The 17,617-nt window shown below is 48.5% G+C and carries 11 protein-coding genes; all 11 read left to right on the forward strand.

What is annotated here, in order from left to right; all coding sequences use genetic code 11:
- The first annotated feature begins 44 nt into the window (after positions 1-44).
- The 11 genes from ACYVGR_RS24915 (at position 45) to ACYVGR_RS24965 (ending at position 17,580) form a co-directional block, all read left to right on the forward strand.
- Positions 45-635: an RNA polymerase sigma factor gene (locus ACYVGR_RS24915; protein ID WP_460961867.1), complete on the forward strand. Its 591-nt coding sequence runs from the start codon at positions 45-47 to the stop codon at positions 633-635.
- Between the two features lie 58 nt (positions 636-693).
- Entirely contained in the window at positions 694-1,767 is a 1,074-nt protein-coding gene (locus ACYVGR_RS24920; RefSeq protein ID WP_460961869.1) for a FecR family protein, read from the forward strand.
- A 237-nt stretch (positions 1,768-2,004) separates the two neighbouring features.
- Positions 2,005-5,463, forward strand: coding sequence for a TonB-dependent receptor (locus tag ACYVGR_RS24925; RefSeq protein ID WP_460961912.1), 3,459 nt, complete (start codon positions 2,005-2,007; stop codon positions 5,461-5,463).
- Between the two features lie 14 nt (positions 5,464-5,477).
- Positions 5,478-7,292 carry a RagB/SusD family nutrient uptake outer membrane protein gene (locus tag ACYVGR_RS24930; protein ID WP_460961871.1) on the forward strand — a complete coding sequence of 605 codons (1,815 nt, stop codon included), beginning with the start codon at positions 5,478-5,480 and terminating at the stop codon, positions 7,290-7,292.
- A gap of 154 nt (positions 7,293-7,446) precedes the next feature.
- A complete protein-coding gene (locus ACYVGR_RS24935; protein ID WP_460961874.1) occupies positions 7,447-9,903 on the forward strand; it encodes a glycoside hydrolase family 95 protein in 2,457 nt (818 codons plus the stop codon).
- A gap of 162 nt (positions 9,904-10,065) precedes the next feature.
- Positions 10,066-10,368 carry a GIY-YIG nuclease family protein gene (locus ACYVGR_RS24940; protein WP_460961876.1) on the forward strand — a complete coding sequence of 101 codons (303 nt, stop codon included), beginning with the start codon at positions 10,066-10,068 and terminating at the stop codon, positions 10,366-10,368.
- A 129-nt stretch (positions 10,369-10,497) separates the two neighbouring features.
- Positions 10,498-12,180 (forward strand): glycoside hydrolase family 43 protein, encoded by a 1,683-nt coding sequence (locus tag ACYVGR_RS24945; RefSeq protein WP_460961878.1) that lies wholly within the window; start codon positions 10,498-10,500, stop codon positions 12,178-12,180.
- 134 nt (positions 12,181-12,314) lie between these two features.
- Positions 12,315-12,611, forward strand: coding sequence for a GIY-YIG nuclease family protein (locus ACYVGR_RS24950; RefSeq protein WP_460961880.1), 297 nt, complete (start codon positions 12,315-12,317; stop codon positions 12,609-12,611).
- Between the two features lie 127 nt (positions 12,612-12,738).
- Positions 12,739-15,024, forward strand: a complete 2,286-nt coding sequence (locus ACYVGR_RS24955) for a glycoside hydrolase family 127 protein (protein WP_460961882.1) — start codon at positions 12,739-12,741, stop codon at positions 15,022-15,024.
- A 317-nt stretch (positions 15,025-15,341) separates the two neighbouring features.
- Positions 15,342-15,863 (forward strand): VOC family protein, encoded by a 522-nt coding sequence (locus tag ACYVGR_RS24960; RefSeq protein ID WP_460961884.1) that lies wholly within the window; start codon positions 15,342-15,344, stop codon positions 15,861-15,863.
- Positions 15,864-16,002: 139 nt separating this feature from the next.
- The gene (locus tag ACYVGR_RS24965) at positions 16,003-17,580 is read left to right on the forward strand and encodes a glycoside hydrolase family 43 protein (RefSeq protein WP_460961886.1); all 1,578 of its coding nucleotides are present in this window, start codon (positions 16,003-16,005) and stop codon (positions 17,578-17,580) included.
- Positions 17,581-17,617: the final 37 nt, after the last annotated feature.

Consider the following 17,617-nt stretch of genomic DNA (forward strand, 5'->3'; position numbering starts at 1 on the left):
GTATGATTTTTCTATTCTGAATTAAGTATTTATCCCTAAACTTCATGACTTCCGACGATCATTTGTTATGGCAATTATACCGTGAGGGCAATAAGAAGGCCCTGGGGCGACTGGCTGAACGCTACTACCGTACGCTGAAACACTATGGTCTAAAGTTTATGGTGGATGAAGACGTAGTTGAAGACTGTATTCAGGAATTATTTTTACAACTCTGGCAAAATCGCTTGCAGATTAATGAAACAGAGTCGGTTAAGCATTATCTGTTAAAAGCGCTCAGGCATCATGTAATGCAGTATTTACGGAGTCTGAAACGGCTGAATCAGGAAGATCTGGATTGGGATAATTCAATAACTGATGAAACGGATTCGGAAACGCTATTGATTCAACGGGAATCTCTTACGTTGCTTATCAGTACCATACAGACTCAATTAGCCACTTTACCAGGTCGTGAGCGGGAGGCTCTCTACCTACGCTTTTACGAAGACTTATCCATTCCGGAGATTGCCGAAATGATGAATGTTAACCGGCAGTCGGTTTCTAATTTTTTGCAGAAAGCCCTCAATAAGCTTCGTAATCAGTGGCTTGTCCATACGTTTCTAATTAGTTGCATTTTTTTTCAAAAAAATTTCCTTTAAGTAGGGTATCGTTGGGGTGATTCTTCATACTATCAATGAAAATCGAAGAAAAGTACCAATGCTCCGTTCTTTCGAGAATTTTTCCACGGTTGAGGATTTTTTAGGAAACGACGCTTTTCGGATCTGGGTCACAGAACGACGGTCGGAGGATCAGGTATTCTGGCAACAATGGCTAACGCAGCATCCCGAAAAAAGGGAACTCTATGAGGAAGCTGTTGCCACGTTTCTGGTGCTTCAAGGGGAGCAACTTTCGATTTCCGATCAACAGGTAAAAGAAAAAACAGAAGAACTAGTCAATCAGCTTCCCGACACCCCAACGGTTGTAAAGTCGCTCGTTAGCTGGCAATGGGGGAGGTGGGCAGCTGTTGCTGCGGTAGTTGGCTTGACTATGTACTGGCAATTAGGTGGCCCACTTTCCAGGTTATTGGCCGTGGCTAGTAAGCAGGAAGTGCAGCCTACAGGGGATATGGGCTGGAAACTTGTTAAGAATGAGACGGGGCAACCCTTGGTTGTCCTGCTGCCGGATAACTCTTCGGTAGTGCTGTCGTCGGGAAGCCAGTTGCGATTTCATAAGCAAAGCGCGCCTAAGCTTCGGGAAGTGTATTTGCAGGGAGAGGGCTTTTTTGAAGTGAGTAAAAATCCGGCTAAACCATTCATCGTTTATACCGCCAACCTGACAATGAAAGTACTGGGAACCAGTTTTCAGGTTCGCTCTTTCGACAACGAAGCGGCTGCTTATGTGAACGTAAAGACAGGTAAAGTTTCTGTTACCCCGGTCGATTCACCTGACAAGCCGATTCTGCTAACAATGAACGAACAACTTAGACTAGAAACCAAAACCGATAAACTAGTTAAACATAGCGTCGTACCATCGAAAGAAAACTTGTCGGCCATCGTCAATCAGCCATTTACGTTTGAGTTTACGCCCGTACCCGAGGTGTTTGCTCAGCTAGAGTCCAGCTACAATATGCCCATTCGCTATGATCGACGCTTGCTTGCCAACTGCACCTTTACGGGTCAACTCAACGATGCCCCTTTCATAGAAAAAATCAAATTAATCTGTCTAACGATCGAATCGACATTCGAGATTATTGATAACCAGGTTGTTATCCACAGTCGTGGGTGTAATTAAGTATCCCGTTAACCTTTAAACCAGTCCTTTACCTATGGTATAAAAACTATCCTTTTTTAACAGAAAAGCGATAGTGCTACCAACACTATCGCTCGAATGTCCCTAAATGTGTCTGATACACACATTATCTCTTCAAATAGAGAAGGGACGGTTTTTTTGTCATTTCTACCAAAAACAACAAAAACGCATAAATGTATGCAGTATCGTTTCATCAATCGCAATGGTTGGATCAGGATTATGAAAATTTCAAGCCTGCAAATTTTGCTTGCCCTTACCCTAACTCATGTTTGCCTTGCCCTTGACGGCAAAGCACAGGAAGTTTTGAGTCGACGCGTCAGTATCTCCGCCCAAAATGAAGACGTGGAGGTGACGATCCGACGAATTGAAAAACTGACGAGCGTTCAGTTTCTGTTTAGCCGGGAGATGATTCAGTCGAAGCGAAAAGTGAATTATCAGGCTAAAAATGAACAGCTTTCGCAGGTACTGACACAAATTCTGGCTCCACTTAATTTAAGCTACGAAGTAGTAGGCCAGCAGATTGTTATTAGAAGGGAAGGGCTGCCTGCTAGTATCCAGCAGGATAAGACCTCCGGCGAGATTAACCTGGAGCAATCACAGGATATTCAGGTAACTGGTCGGGTTGTGGCTGAAAATGGCGAAGGTTTGCCTGGGGTCAACATTCAGATAAAATCTACGCAGCGTGGAACCACAACAGATGGCAATGGTACGTACCGAATCAGTGTACCGGACCGGAACGCCATTCTGGTTTTCTCTTTCATTGGGTACGTTAGCAAAGAAGTAGCCGTTGGATCGCAATCGACAATCAATGTTACGTTAGCAACCGACGACAAAACACTGAATGAAGTGGTCGTGGTGGGGTATGGCGTGCAACGTAAACGTGATATCACAGGATCAGTCGTTTCGGTGAATGAGACTACGTTAAAAGAAGTGCCTGCTTCTAACATAGTCAATCAACTAAAAGGCCGGGCTGCCGGGGTGTCTATTGTTAGTAACGGTTCGACACCCGGTTCGCAGGGGCAAATTCGTATTCGGGGTAACCGAACCCTGACCAGCAGCACCAACCCGAGTACAGGCGATGGCCTGGATGGTCCGCTGGTCGTTGTCGATGGGATTCCGTATGGTGGGCTGAATGACATTAACCCCGATGATATTGTTAATATGGAAATTCTGAAAGATGCGTCGGCAACGGCTATCTACGGATCGCGGGGATCAGGTGGGGTTATTCTGGTCACTACCAAGCGAGGAAAAGTGGGCAAGCCTGTATTTAGTTATGATGGCTACTATGGCGTAACCAATATCATGGGGAAATACAACGTCTTTAATGGCCCGGAGTATGCGCAGTTTAAAGCCGATGCCACCAAGTATAACCGCTCGGCTCCCGGCACAACGGCCTATCCGCTTACCCAGGCAGAACAGGATGCGCTGGCTGCCGGCGTTTCGACCGACTGGCAGGATTTGATTTACAAATCCGGATTCATGACCAACCACCAGTTGAGCATGACGGGGGGCGTTGAGAATACCCAATATTCGCTGGGCTTAGGCTATTTCAACGAGACCGGCATTATTCCCGGACAGAATTTTACCCGGGTGAACATCCGAGCCACCATTGACCAGCGGATTGGCCAGCGGATTAAAGTTGGAGTGAATACCCTCAACACCTTGACGTACACCAATACACCAGGCGGTGATGGTATTCCAGGCGGTCTGGTAAGCTTGACTCCATTGGCATCGCCTTATAATGCCGATGGTTCGGTAAACCTGTTCCCGGCCGTTGGTTCGATTGATGCAGCCCGGATCAGTCCCCTGACGATCATCACCAAAAAAGATTCGTATTTCAATCGCACGCGTTCGATCCGGACGTTCAATAGTCTGTATGCCGAGGTGAATCTACTACCTGGTCTGCGTTATCGGTTCAATGCCGGTTTGAACTTTAGCCAGTCGAATTTTAATGGCTACAATGGCCCACTGACCTACTTCAACTCCGCTACGGTTCAGTCCTCGTCCAATGCCGAAATCAGTAACACCGAATATTGGGATGTAAACCTCCAGCATTTGTTATACTATGATAAAACGTTTGGCAAACATAAACTGGGTGCTACTGCGCTGTATGAATACACCAAAAACCACTCGCTGGGTAGCCGGTTTACGATAACGGGGGTTCCAGCCGATTACATTAAAACATCGAACTTCTCACTGGCATCCGGTACACCAGTAGCTGCCTCTGACTACGGCAACTCGTTTTCCGAAACAGGCCTGCTTTCCTACATGGGGCGGGTCAATTATAGTTACAACGACCGCTACCTGCTGACCTTGACCCTGCGTCGGGATGGTTCGTCAACCCTCTCCCCAGCAAACCGGTACTTTAACTACCCGGCCATTGGTGCGGGCTGGAATATTATCGAGGAACCGTTCATGAAAAGCGTTCCGGCTATTTCGAACCTGAAACTACGGGGAAGCTGGGGTCTGTCGGGTAACCGAAACGTGGGGGCCTATTCAACGTTGGGAGCCTTAACGGCGGGTTACTATAATTTCGGGCTTGGTACCGCAGGGCAGCAGTTGGCCTATACGGTGACTAGTTTGCCAGCTGCCAATTTAGGCTGGCAGTCGACGGCACAGGTCGATATTGGCCTTGACTTTGGCTTACTCAATAACCGTATTACGGGTTCGGTGGATTACTATCACCAGAAAACGAAGGACATTCTGTTGTCTGTTCCCTTGCCAGCCAGTAACGGGGCCGGCTCAACCCTGAAAAACCTGGGAGCCACCGAAGGCAAAGGTCTGGAAACTACACTGACCGTCGATATTTTCCGGCAGCCGAAAGGTTTTAACTGGAGCGTGGATGCCGTTTACTATTTTAACCGCGAAAAAATCACGCAGCTTACTACGCCAACCGAGCTTTCCAATGTGGGAGCTGGCTGGTTCGTAGGGCAACCCCTGTCGGTTATCTACGACTACAAAAAGATTGGTATCTGGCAAACATCCGACAAAGAAAATGGGACGCTGGCCAAACAAACCTCACCTGTTGAGCAACCGGGTCAAATCCGGGTGGAAGATGTCAACGGCGATGGCAAGATCGATCCGTCTGATCGGCAGATTCTGGGCAATTTTCAACCCAAATTTGAAGCGGGTCTGACTAACCGGTTCAACTTCAAAAACTTTGATCTGTCGATTGTTACGTTTGCTCGTATGGGCATGAAAGTGGTGGTGCCATACCTGACGGGTAATTCGGGTGGCGGTGGCGGTTTTGCCTTCTTCAACCAGGCGCGCTCCAATCAGGTCAAAGTTGATTACTGGACCGAAACCAATCCAACCAACGCGTTCCCGGCACCCGATGCAGGGGGAGCTGTTCAGTATTTTGCCTCGACGCTGGGCTACTATGATGGCTCGTTTATTAAAATCAGAAGCATTAACCTGGGCTACACGGTTTCGGGGCAGTTTCTTAAAAAAGTGGGCATGAACTCGGCCCGGCTCTACCTGAACGTTACCAATCCGCTTATTCTGTATTCGCCGTTGGTTCGTGATAAACTGGCTGTTGATCCGGAAGGCAATGGCTATGCCAGTTCGACCGTAAGCTCACAGGGCGCTGAAACGGCAACGCAGGCTCGTCAGATTGCCATAAACCTCAACAACCCGCCCGTTCGGCAATTTACGTTCGGTGTAAATATTAAATTCTAACTGTAGACTTTTCCATGAAAGCAATAAAAATTGGGTTTATCCTTAGCTTGACCGCTCTCTTGAGTACCGGTTGCGAAAAGATATTAGATGAGCATCCACAGTCGCAAATTGTTCCTTCCTATTTTAACAGTGCATCCGGGGTGCTGGGAGGAATTGCTGGTGTCTACAACGACATTCGAGGTCAGTGGGGCACCGAAGGGTTCACGGTAGAAATGCAGGCGGGAACCGACGAGTTTTTACAGGGGGCCAGTAGCGGAGGGGTTCCACCCTATACCTATAATGGTCTGAACGGGAGTAACTTCGGTTCTGCCTGGGGGGTAGCCTTCCAGGACATTAATACGTTGAATGGGGTGCTGCAATATGGGCAGACGGTTGATTTAGCCGAAGCTACCCGTAAACAATATCTGGCTCAGGCTAAGTTTCTCCGAGGGTTCTGGTACTTTTATTTAGTGCAGACCTGGGGCGATGTACCGCTCAATACGACCTTTATTACGGTGCCCTCGCAAGCTGCATCCCGCCAGTCGGTGGCCCAGGTTTATGAGCAGATTATCAAGGATTTGACCGAAGCTGCTGCTGATCTACCAAATACGCCAACCGCTCCGTTTCTGGGCAAAGCAGCCACTAAACCCGTAGCTCAGTTCCTGTTGGCCAAGGCATACCTAACCCGTGGCTGGCTCAACAATACAGCCGCTGATTTCACACAGGCGGCCAGCATTTGTGCCGATATTATCGCCAACAAATCCTCGTATGGACTTGATCTGTGGCAGGACTATGGCGATGCGTTTGTACCCGCTAACGACTACGGTAAGGAAACCATGTTCGTCAGCGATCACGTGCTTGACCCGAAATATGGTTATTATACAGTAGGTGGTGCTGCTGGTGGTGGGGCCGCTCAGAATCTGAGCCCCTGGTTTACCAACTGGAATTATCCTAATACCAGCGGCATCAATTCCTACAAAAATGCGTCGGGTGTGTTGGTTAACAATGGTACCTCGGGCATGATCCGGGATTCACAATACGGACGCCCGTATGTTCGGATGCGACCCAACAGTGACAAACAAAAAAGTGGTGATAATGCTGGTAAGAATTACTTTCTGGACCAGGCCTTTACCATGCGTGATGTCGATTCACGGTTTATGAATTCATTCTATACCGTTTATATCGCCAATACATCGGTTACCAATACGGCAACGGCTGCCAATAACAGTCGGGGCATCGGCTATACAACAGTTGTGGGTGCCGATACCGCCGTTTGGCTACCGGATTATGAAGTAGCAGGAGCACCCCAGTTCGTCGGTAACCGGCCTTTTAAAGGGATCGTGGTGCCGCCCAGTCTATGGAACAATGGGATTTTTCCAGCGCTGAAGAAATTCATGGACCCTAGCCGTGGCGCTAACTTCAACGACCCTTCTACTCGTCCCTGTGTGCTGTATCGCTTTGCCGATGTGTATATGACCGCAGCTGAAGCCTACTTCAAAGCCGGTGACAACACGAAGGCAGCCGCTATGATTAACGTTATCCGGCAACGAGCCGCTTATCGGAAGACGAACACAGCAGCTCAGAATGCGGCTGCCGTGACAGCTATGACCATTCAGCCATCAGACGTTACACTGGACTTTATTCTGGACGAGCGCAGCCGGGAATTCTTTGGTGAGTGGCAGCGGTGGCACGATCTGGTACGGACCCGTTCGCTGGTACGACGCGTGAAAGCCTGGAATCCGGAGGCCGCACCCTATATTCAGGATTTTGATATGCTACGACCAATCCCACAATCGCAGATTGACCGGGTGGTTGACGGGCCTAAGTTCCCGCAAAACCCGGGCTATTAGGGAGGAGTATTGTAAATGAGCGTTTTTTGTCATCCTGACGATAGGAAGGATGACAAAAAATACTTTATAGTGATATGGCGTATGGGTAAGGATACGACTTGAGCCTTCTTTTGTCATCCCAGCAAAACTATTCCTGAATACCCACTTACAACTGATGAAACGATTCCTTTACTTCTTTTTACTAAGTCTGTCAACCGTCAGCTTTTCTCAAAACAAGCCGACGTTAAAACTCTGGTACAACAAACCTGCCGGTCAAATCTGGGAAAATGCCTTGCCCGTCGGCAATGGTCGACTGGGGGCAATGGTGTATGGAAACGTAGCAAAGGAAACCATTCAACTCAATGAACATACGGTCTGGAGCGGTAGCCCAAATCGGAATGATAACCCCGATGCACTGGCCGCTTTGCCCGAAATCCGGAAGTTGATTTTCGACGGCAAACAGAAAGAGGCTGAGCAGCTTGCCAATAAATCCATCATTACCAAAAAATCGCATGGGCAAATGTTTCAGCCCGTGGGAAATCTACTCCTTACCTTCGACGGTCCTGAAAACGGTACGAACTATTACCGGGAACTGGATATTGAACGAGCCGTTGCCAAAACGTCTTACACCATCGGGGACGTAACGTACACGCGGGAAGTACTGGCTTCATTTCCCGACAATGTCATTGTGATGCAAGTAACCGCCAGCAAACCTGGCAAGCTGTCGTTTTCCGCTTCATTTTCCACCCAGCATAAGCCATTCGATATCAAAACCACACCGGCTAAGGAACTCACGCTTTCGGGTACTACGTCGGACCACGAGGGCGTAAAGGGCATGGTGAAATTCAAAACCATTGCCCGGATTAAAACGTCGGGCGGTACGCTGGCTGCCAACGATACGTCGCTCATCGTAACTGGTGCAAATGCAGCCACGATTTACGTAGCGATTGCCACTAATTTCAACAACTACAAAGACCTTAGTGGGGATGAAAACGCTCGTGCAAAAGCCTATCTCGACAAAGCGTACCCCAAAAGCTACGCGGCTGTTTTGGCTCCACACGTAGCTGCTTATCAACACTATTTCAACCGGGTTAAACTCGACTTGGGCGTTACAGACGCGGCTAAACTGCCCACTGACGAACGTCTGAGCAATTTCCGCTCGGTCAATGATCCGCAGTTGGTAACCCTCTACTACCAGTACGGGCGGTATCTGCTGATTTCGTCCTCGCAGCCGGGAAGTCAGCCCGCCAACTTGCAGGGAATCTGGAACAACAAAATGCGCCCACCCTGGGACAGCAAATACACGATCAACATCAACGCCCAGATGAATTACTGGCCTGCGGAGAAGACCAATCTTAGCGAACTTCATGAACCGTTTTTACGGATGGTTCGGGAACTATCGGAAACGGGGCAGGAAACCGCTAAGGTTATGTACGGAGCCGGTGGCTGGATGGCGCATCACAACACCGACATCTGGCGCATCAACGGTCCGGTAGATGGGGCTTTCTGGGGTATGTGGATAGCCGGTGGCGGCTGGACCAGCCAGCATCTGTGGGAACATTATCTCTACAACGGCGATCAGGCGTATCTGGCGTCGATTTACCCGATCTTGAAAGGATCCGCCCAGTTCTATGCTGATTTTCTGGTCGAACATCCAAAATATCACTGGTTAGTGATCAATCCGGGTACCTCGCCCGAAAACGCGCCCAAAGCGCACGGCGGTTCATCGCTCGATGCCGGTACGACGATGGACAACCAGATTGCATTCGACGTATTTAGTACGGCCATCCGTGCTGCCGAGATACTGAAAAAAGATACGGATTTCGTGGTAATGCTGAAACAGAAGCGAAGCAAACTGCCGCCCATGCACATCGGACAGTATGGTCAGTTGCAGGAATGGCTTGACGATGTCGACGACCCTGAGGACAAGCACCGGCACGTTTCGCATTTGTACGGTCTGTTTCCGTCCAATCAAATCTCGGCCTACCGCACACCAGACTTATTCAGTGCCGCCAAAACGACACTAACGCACCGGGGCGATGTATCGACCGGCTGGAGCATGGGCTGGAAAGTGAACTGGTGGGCCAAACTTCAGGACGGTAATCATGCCTATACATTGATTCAGAATCAACTGACTCCGCTGGGCGTCGTTAAAGGCGGAGGTGGTACATACAACAACCTGTTCGACGCGCATCCGCCGTTTCAGATCGATGGCAATTTCGGCTGCACGTCAGGAATTACCGAAATGCTCATGCAAAGTAGCGACGGTAGTCTTCAGTTGTTGCCAGCCCTGCCCGATGTCTGGCCAACGGGTAGCATCAGCGGCTTACGAGCGCGCGGTGGGTTTGAAGTCGTGAGTATGGACTGGAAAGATGGCAAACTCACGAAAGTGGCCGTTAAGTCCAATCTGGGCGGCAACCTTCGCGTACGGGTGCCGAACGCCCTGAAAGTCAATGGCGTGGTAATGAAATCGGCATCAGGGCAGAATCCGAATCCGTTCTACGCGGTGGAAGAAACACCCGCAGCTATCAAATCGGCCCAGGCGAACCTAACGGCACCAACGCTGAAAGAAACGCTAGTGTATGATCTGCCAACGCAGCCTGGGAAGGTGTATACGCTGGTAGGACAGTAGCTTTTTTGTCATCCCGTTTTTGTCATCCCGACGCAGGAGGGATCTTCGGGAGAAGCCCAAAATACCCATTTACCGAAGATCCCTCCTGCGTCGGGATGACAAAAACGGGATGATAAAAAAGAAGAGAAAAGAATGATTGAAAAGTTGTAAAAATGTAGTGTTATGAATGGGTATGCTTTCTATGTCTATATCGTTACTAATCCTGAAAAAACGGTGCTGTATACGGGTATGACAAACGACCTGATCAGGCGGCTACAAGAGCATTATGAGTCGCGTGGACAAGCGGAAAAGTTTGCAGGCAAGTACTACTGTCATCGGCTGGTCTATTGGGAGCATCATCAGTACGTTCGCAATGCGATCACTCGCGAAAAGGAGATCAAAGGTTGGCGGAGAGAAAAGAAAGTAGCATTAATTAACTCGATAAATCCTGAATGGCGCTTTTTAAACGATGACATTCAATCATAACTAAGATTAGAAATCCCGATTTTTTGTCATCCCGACGCAGGAGGGATCTTCGGTAGATAACCAACCTGACAAGCCTATTCCCGAAGATCCCTCCTGCGTCGGGATGACAAAAAAATACTCAAATACAAAATGAAAAAACGAATTCTATCATTTGCCCTAAGCCTGTGCTGTTATGCACTCATCCACGTCAGCGTTGCTCAAACCACCCTGGTCAATCCAATTCTAACAGGTTTTTATCCCGACCCTAGCATCGTGAAGGTTGGTCCGGATTATTACCTGGTTAACTCGACCTTTTCCTACTTCCCCGGTCTGCCGATCATGCATAGCAAAGACCTGAAAAACTGGAAGCAAATCGGCAATGTCATCGACCGGCCCGAACAAATGGATTTTATGGGTGAACGCCTGACACGTGGGCTATTCGCACCCGGCATCAGCTATAATAAAGGCACATTCTACGTGACCTGCACCGACATCGACCACGACGGTAACTTTGTCGTTACGGCCAAAAATCCCGCTGGTCCCTGGAGTAATCCCGTTAAAATTCCGCAGGTTAAAGGCATTGATCCCTCCATTTATTTTGATGAAAGTACCGACAAGGCCTACATCATCTACAACAGCGACGCCCCCGACCGAAAGCCCCTTTATTCGGGCCATCGGACGATCCGCATGTATGAATTTGACCCGGTGAATCTGAAAGTGGTAGGCGAAGAAAAACAACTGGTCAACGGTGGGGTAGATCTCTCCAAAAAGCCGGTCTGGATTGAAGGGCCGCACATTCTGAAACGGAACGGCTGGTATTACCTCTACGCGGCAGAGGGCGGTACGTCAGTTAATCACTCCGAAGTCGTATTACGCAGTAAAGACGTCTGGGGGCCTTACGTACCGTTTGAAGGAAATCCGATCCTGACGCAACGCGAGTTACCTGCCGACCGGAAGGATGCCATTACGTCGGCGGGGCACGCGCAATTTATAGAAGGTCCGGACGGAAAATGGTATTCGATTTTTCTGGCGGTACGTCCTTACGAAGGCGATTATTACAACACTGGCCGTGAAACCTTTATTGCGCCCTTGACCTGGAAAGACGACTGGCCAATGATCGAGCATGGCGAGAAGGCCATCGCCTATAGTTATCCTGTTAGTTATAAGGAAGTTAAGCAAAAAGGGGCGGTTCCACAATCGGGCAATTTTGCGTACACAATCTCCTTTGACAAAGAACTGGACCCATCACTTTTGTTTCTGCGGACTCATGATAAAAGTTCATATTCGCTATCCAAAAAAGATGGGTTGATGTTGAAACTGAAGCCTGAAACGATCATGGAATTCGGAAACCCGGCGTTCATTGGGAAACGCCAGCAACACCTCAACAGCACCGCCGAAACCGAGCTGACGTTTACGCCAAAATCAGAAAAAGAAAAAGCAGGGCTTGTGATTTTACAGGACGAAGGCCATTTCTATTTTCTATGTAAATCGCAGTCGCAGGGTAAGGACGTGCTTCAACTCTACAAAGGCGTTCCCCGATCAAAGGAAATGGAATTACTGACCGAAGTGCCGTTGGACGCCAAAGCGGGCAAAGTAGGTTTACGCATCACATCGCAGGGTGATAGCTATAGTTTTTATACGTCAACCGATGCCAAAAACTGGAGCCTTTTAAAAGACAAAGTAGACGGCAAATTCCTGAGTACCAAAGTGTCGGGTGGATTTGTCGGTTGTGTATACGGCCTATACGCTACGTCGTCGGGTGAGTCAACGACCAATACGGCTTCGTTCCAATACTTGAAATACGCGGGCGATGACCCGATGCTGAGGAAGTGAATCATTTTTGTTTTGTTTTTTGTCATCCCGACGCAGGAGGGATCTTCGGAGACTAATAAAATCTCCTGTTACCGAAGATCCCTCCTGCGTCGGGATGACAAAAACAAAACAAAAAACTCTAAAAATGCAGTTAGATGAATGAGTATTCGTTCTATGTCTATATCGTTACTAACCCTGAGAAAACGGCGCTATATACGGGAATGACAAACGACCTGGTTAGACGCTTACAGGAACATTATGAGTCGCGAGGGCAACCGGAAAAATTTGCGGGTAAGTACTACTGTCACCGACTAATTTATTGGGAGCACCACCGGTACGTTCGCAACGCAATCAGTCGAGAAAAAGAGATCAAAAGTTGGCGGAGAGAAAAGAAAGTAGAATTAATCAATTCGATGAATCCAGAGTGGCGGTTCCTGAACGATGAGATTTAGTCATGAAAAGAGATCTGCGTTTTTGTTATTCTATTTTTTTGTCATCCCGAGGAACGAGGGATCTTCGGTAAACGCGAAAGAATCACCCATTTACCGAAGATCCCTCGTTCCTCGGGATGACAAAAAAATGAAAACAAACACATGCTATATCGTAACCTTTCTGCTGCTTAGCCTCCCGGCGTTGGCACAGATGCAGTCATTTCCCTTGCAGGAAGTCAGGTTAACGGGCGGTGCCTTTAAGAACGCTCAAGATGTTGACCTAAAATACATACTGGCGCTCAACCCCGATAGGCTTCTGGCGCCGTACCTGATCGATGCTGGTCTGCCCTTGAAAGCCGAGCGTTACGGCAACTGGGAAAGTTCGGGTTTAGATGGACACATCGGCGGGCATTATCTGTCGGCACTGGCCATGATGTATGCATCTACGGATAATGCTGAAGTCAAAAAGCGTCTGGACTACATGGTTTCGGAACTGGCTCGATGTCAGGCCAAAAACGGGAATGGTTATGTAGGGGGCATTCCACAGGGGAAACTCTTTTGGGAGCGTATTCACAAAGGCGATATTGATGGAAGTAGTTTTGGGTTGAACAATACGTGGGTACCGCTGTACAATATTCACAAGCTGTTTGCGGGTTTGCGCGATGCCTACGAATACGCTGGAAATCAGCAGGCTAAACAGGTGTTGATTGGGCTGGGCGACTGGTTTATCGATCTCATCAAGCCGCTCTCCGACGATCAGATTCAGCAGGTGCTGCGTACCGAACATGGCGGCATCAACGAAACCTTTGCCGACCTGTACATTCTGACCAAGGATAAAAAATACCTCGAAACCGCCCAGAAAATCTCACATCGGGCGCTGCTGAATCCGCTGCTGGAAAAGCAGGATAAACTGACGGGATTGCACGCCAATACGCAGATTCCGAAAGTGATTGGCTACGAAAAAATAGCCATGCTCACGGGCAATACGGACTGGTCGAATGCGGCTCAGTATTTCTGGCAGAATGTCTCGCAGAAACGTAGTGTGGCATTTGGTGGCAACAGCGTGCGGGAGCATTTTAATCCGACGAACGATTTTAGCCGGATGCTCAAGTCGAATCAAGGGCCTGAAACCTGCAATTCGTTCAACATGCTCCGTCTGAGTAAAGCCTTGTTTCTGGATAAGGCTGATCCCGGCTATCTGGACTTCTATGAACGGACGCTCTACAACCATATTCTGTCGACGCAGCATCCTGAAAAAGGGGGATTTGTGTATTTCACGCCCATTCGACCCAATCATTACCGCGTGTATTCACAGCCCGAAACCAGTATGTGGTGTTGCGTGGGATCAGGGCTGGAAAATCATACCAAATATGGCGAACTGATCTATAGTCATTCCGACAAAGACCTGTTTGTCAATCTGTTTATCCCCTCTACGCTGGACTGGAAAGAAAAAGGCATTCAGCTCAGTCAGGCCACAGGCTTCCCGTACAAAAACGAATCGGAACTGGCCCTGACGCTGAAAAAGCCGCAGGTCTTTTCGATCAATATTCGCTACCCGAAGTGGGCTGAAAATTTGGAGGTTCTGGTTAATGGTAAAGTGCAGAAAATTGCTGGGAAGCCTTCAACCTACGCAACCATCAGCCGAAAATGGCAGACCGGCGATAAACTAACCGTTCGTTTCACGACGTCCACGCAGTTGGAGTACCTGCCCGATGGCTCCAACTGGGCCGCTTTTGTGCATGGTCCTATTGTTCTGGCCGCCAAAACATCGACCAATGATCTGACCGGACTTTTTGCCGACGATAGCCGGATGGGGCATGAAACAAAGGGGAAACTTTATCCCCTCGACAATGCCTACGCGCTCATTGGCAATGCGGATACCTACCGTTCGAAAATTAAGCCTATCGAAGGACTGACATTCCGCCTGGATTCGTTGACGCTGCAACCGTTTTATGAAATACACGATGCTCGTTATCAGATGTATTTTCAGACGTTTACACCAGCGGCCTATAGCGAACAGAAAACCCGGCTAAAGCAGCAGGAAGCAGAAGCGTTGGCTATCGAAGCGAAAACGGTTGACAAGGTGGCTTGTGGTGAGCAGCAACCCGAAGTCGACCATGGCTACAAAGGCGAAAAAAGCGAATCGGGTTACGATGATGAGCGATTCTGGAGACGTACGCGTTCATCTATTTCGTATGAGTTGCAAAATAAGAATCGGGCGGGTAAATTTCTTGATATCAGTGCTTTAGATACTATAAAGACAAGTGATGTTAGCTTTCTTCTCAACGGCAAACCTGCTGAAGTAATTTCAAGTGAGGGTAAAACTATTCGATTAAAAGCGGTTGATGATGAGGTTGTTACGTTAAAAATCGTTGCCCAGAACGGTATAAACACCCCCCGGTTTTCTCAGATCAGACTTTTAAACCACGACTAAATGATTCATTCTAGAATGATTAGAAAGGGGAAAATTGTCGCTAATTTAAAAAGTGTCAAATTAACACTATTCATAGTGGATAGACTGATGGATTAATGCAGATTATGGGTAAAACACATTTTATTAGACTGATTACTAGTGCATTTTTTGTCATCCCGAGGAACGAGGGATCTTCGGTAGCAGGCGATTTTATTAGTCTCCGAAGATCCCTCGTTCCTCGGGATGACAAAAATGCGATGACAAAAAAGAGGAATAATAAAAAAACACAATGACAATCAGTAATTAATGTTCAAAGAGTACAGCAAAACTTAAAATTCATGAAAAAATCGATCCTAAAAATTTCCTTAGTGATTGCCGCCACCCTGATGAATTATGTCGTTTCGGCGCAATCCAGCTTTACCAGTAAAGTTATTGGCGTAGGCGTTGTTGTCGCTGACCTCGAACGCTCGCTTGACTTTTATGTGAATGGAATTGGCATGGTCAAAACGGGCAGTTTCACAATCAACGAAGATTTTGGTAAACGCTCGGGCCTGACGAATGGGGTAGCCGTGGGAGTCACCATCCTGAAGCTCGAAAACAGCCCCGAAGCCACCGACTGGAAGCTGATGAGCTTCGGCAAAAAAGCTTCGCATCCCAAGCCAAAATTTATTCAGGACGATACGGGTATGCAGTACATCACCCTTCAGGTAAAAGCCTTACAGCCCATTATTGACCGATTGACTAAGATGAAAGTGCCGTTTCTGGGTAGTACTCCGACGCCACTGAACGAGAAGTCGCACTTTGTGTTCGTGCAGGACCCCGACGGTACGTTCATTGAGCTAATCGGCCCGCTGGAGTAAGCGTTTTTTGTCATCGCTATTTTTTGTCATCCCGACGATAGGAGGGATCTTCGGTAGGAGAATTTTTTGTATTACCCGAAGATACCTCCTATCGTCGGGATGACAAAAATGCATAAGTAATTCATAATAAAGTGCTTACATGAAGACCTTACTTTTTCGATCTGGTTTATTGGGAGTTGCGCTACTGCTCGGGTACGTAGTAGCGGTGGCGCAAACCGCCCGGAACCCGATCATCTTCGCCGACGTACCCGACATGGCTATGATTCGGGTGGGTAATACGTACTACATGAGTAGCACCACCATGCACATGAGTCCGGGCTTGCCCATTATGAAGTCGAAAGACCTGGTTAACTGGGAAATGGTTGGCTATGCCTATGATACGCTGGCGAATGTCGATGCCCTAAGTCTGACCAACGGAAAAAGCACCTACGGACGGGGTTCCTGGGCCAGTAGCCTGCGGTATCACAACGGTACGTATTACGTAAGCACATTCGCCCAAACCACCGGCAAAACCTATATCTATACGACCAAAAACATCGAGAAAGGCCCCTGGAAAGAAGTCTCGTTCAAACCTTCCTACCACGACCACAGCCTGTTTTTCGATGACGATGGCCGAACATACCTGATCTACGGCGCGGGTAAACTCAAAATCCTCGAACTCAATGCCGATGCATCGGGCGTAAAACCAGGCACTACGGAGCAGGTACTGATCGAAAACGCTAGCACCCCATCAGGAACCGGTGGTGGTTTACCAGCCGAAGGGTCGCAGCTTTTTAAGGTCAACGGCAAGTATTATCTATTCAACATCACCTGGCCCAAAGGTGGGATGCGAACCGTGGTTATTCACCGCGCTGATAAACTGACTGGTCCCTGGGAAGGTCGAATTGGACTTCAGGATTTGGGGGTAGCACAGGGCGGTCTGATCGATACGCCCGATGGAAAATGGTACGCCTATCTGTTCCGGGATTTTGGGGGAGTGGGCCGCATTCCGTATCTGGTTCCGGTGAAATGGGAAGACGGCTGGCCGGTATTGGGCGTCAATGGCAAAGCTCCGGAAACTCTTGACCTGCCCGCCAGCAAAGGTTTGATACCCGGTATTGTCGCTTCCGACGAATTCGTCCGCAAAAAAGGCGAACCTGCGTTGCCGCTGGTATGGCAGTGGAACCATAATCCCGACAATAAACTCTGGTCGGTCAATGACCGGAAAGGCTATTTACGGCTGAAAACCAACCGTATCGATACGTCGTTTGTCCTGGCTCGTAATACGCTTACCCAGCGTACCATTGGCCCGGAATCGTCGGGGGCTACCGCGCTGGACGTATCAAATCTGAAAGATGGTGACTTTGCGGGATTATGTCTGTTGCAGAAAAATTATGGTCTGGTGGGTGTGAAAGCCGAAGCAGGCAGCAAGTCAATCGTTATGGTTAGCGCCAGTTCGGGTAAGCCCGTTGAGGTGCAACGGGTGCCGTTGAGTCAGAAGACGGTTTATCTAAAAGCGGAGTGCGACTTCAAAGACCGTAAAGACACGGCGAATTTCTTTTACAGCCTGGATGGCAAAACCTGGACCCGTATCGGAGAGCCATTGAAAATGCCCTATACCATTCCACATTTTATGGGTTATCGATTCGGTCTGTTCAACTACGCGACTCAGCAAACGGGCGGCTATGCTGACTTCGATTACTTCCGAATCTCCGATCAAATCGTAGCGAAAGAATGAAGACTACGGGCACTTTTGTCATGCTGAGGAACGAAGC

The sequence above is a fragment of the Spirosoma litoris genome (assembly GCF_054776755.1).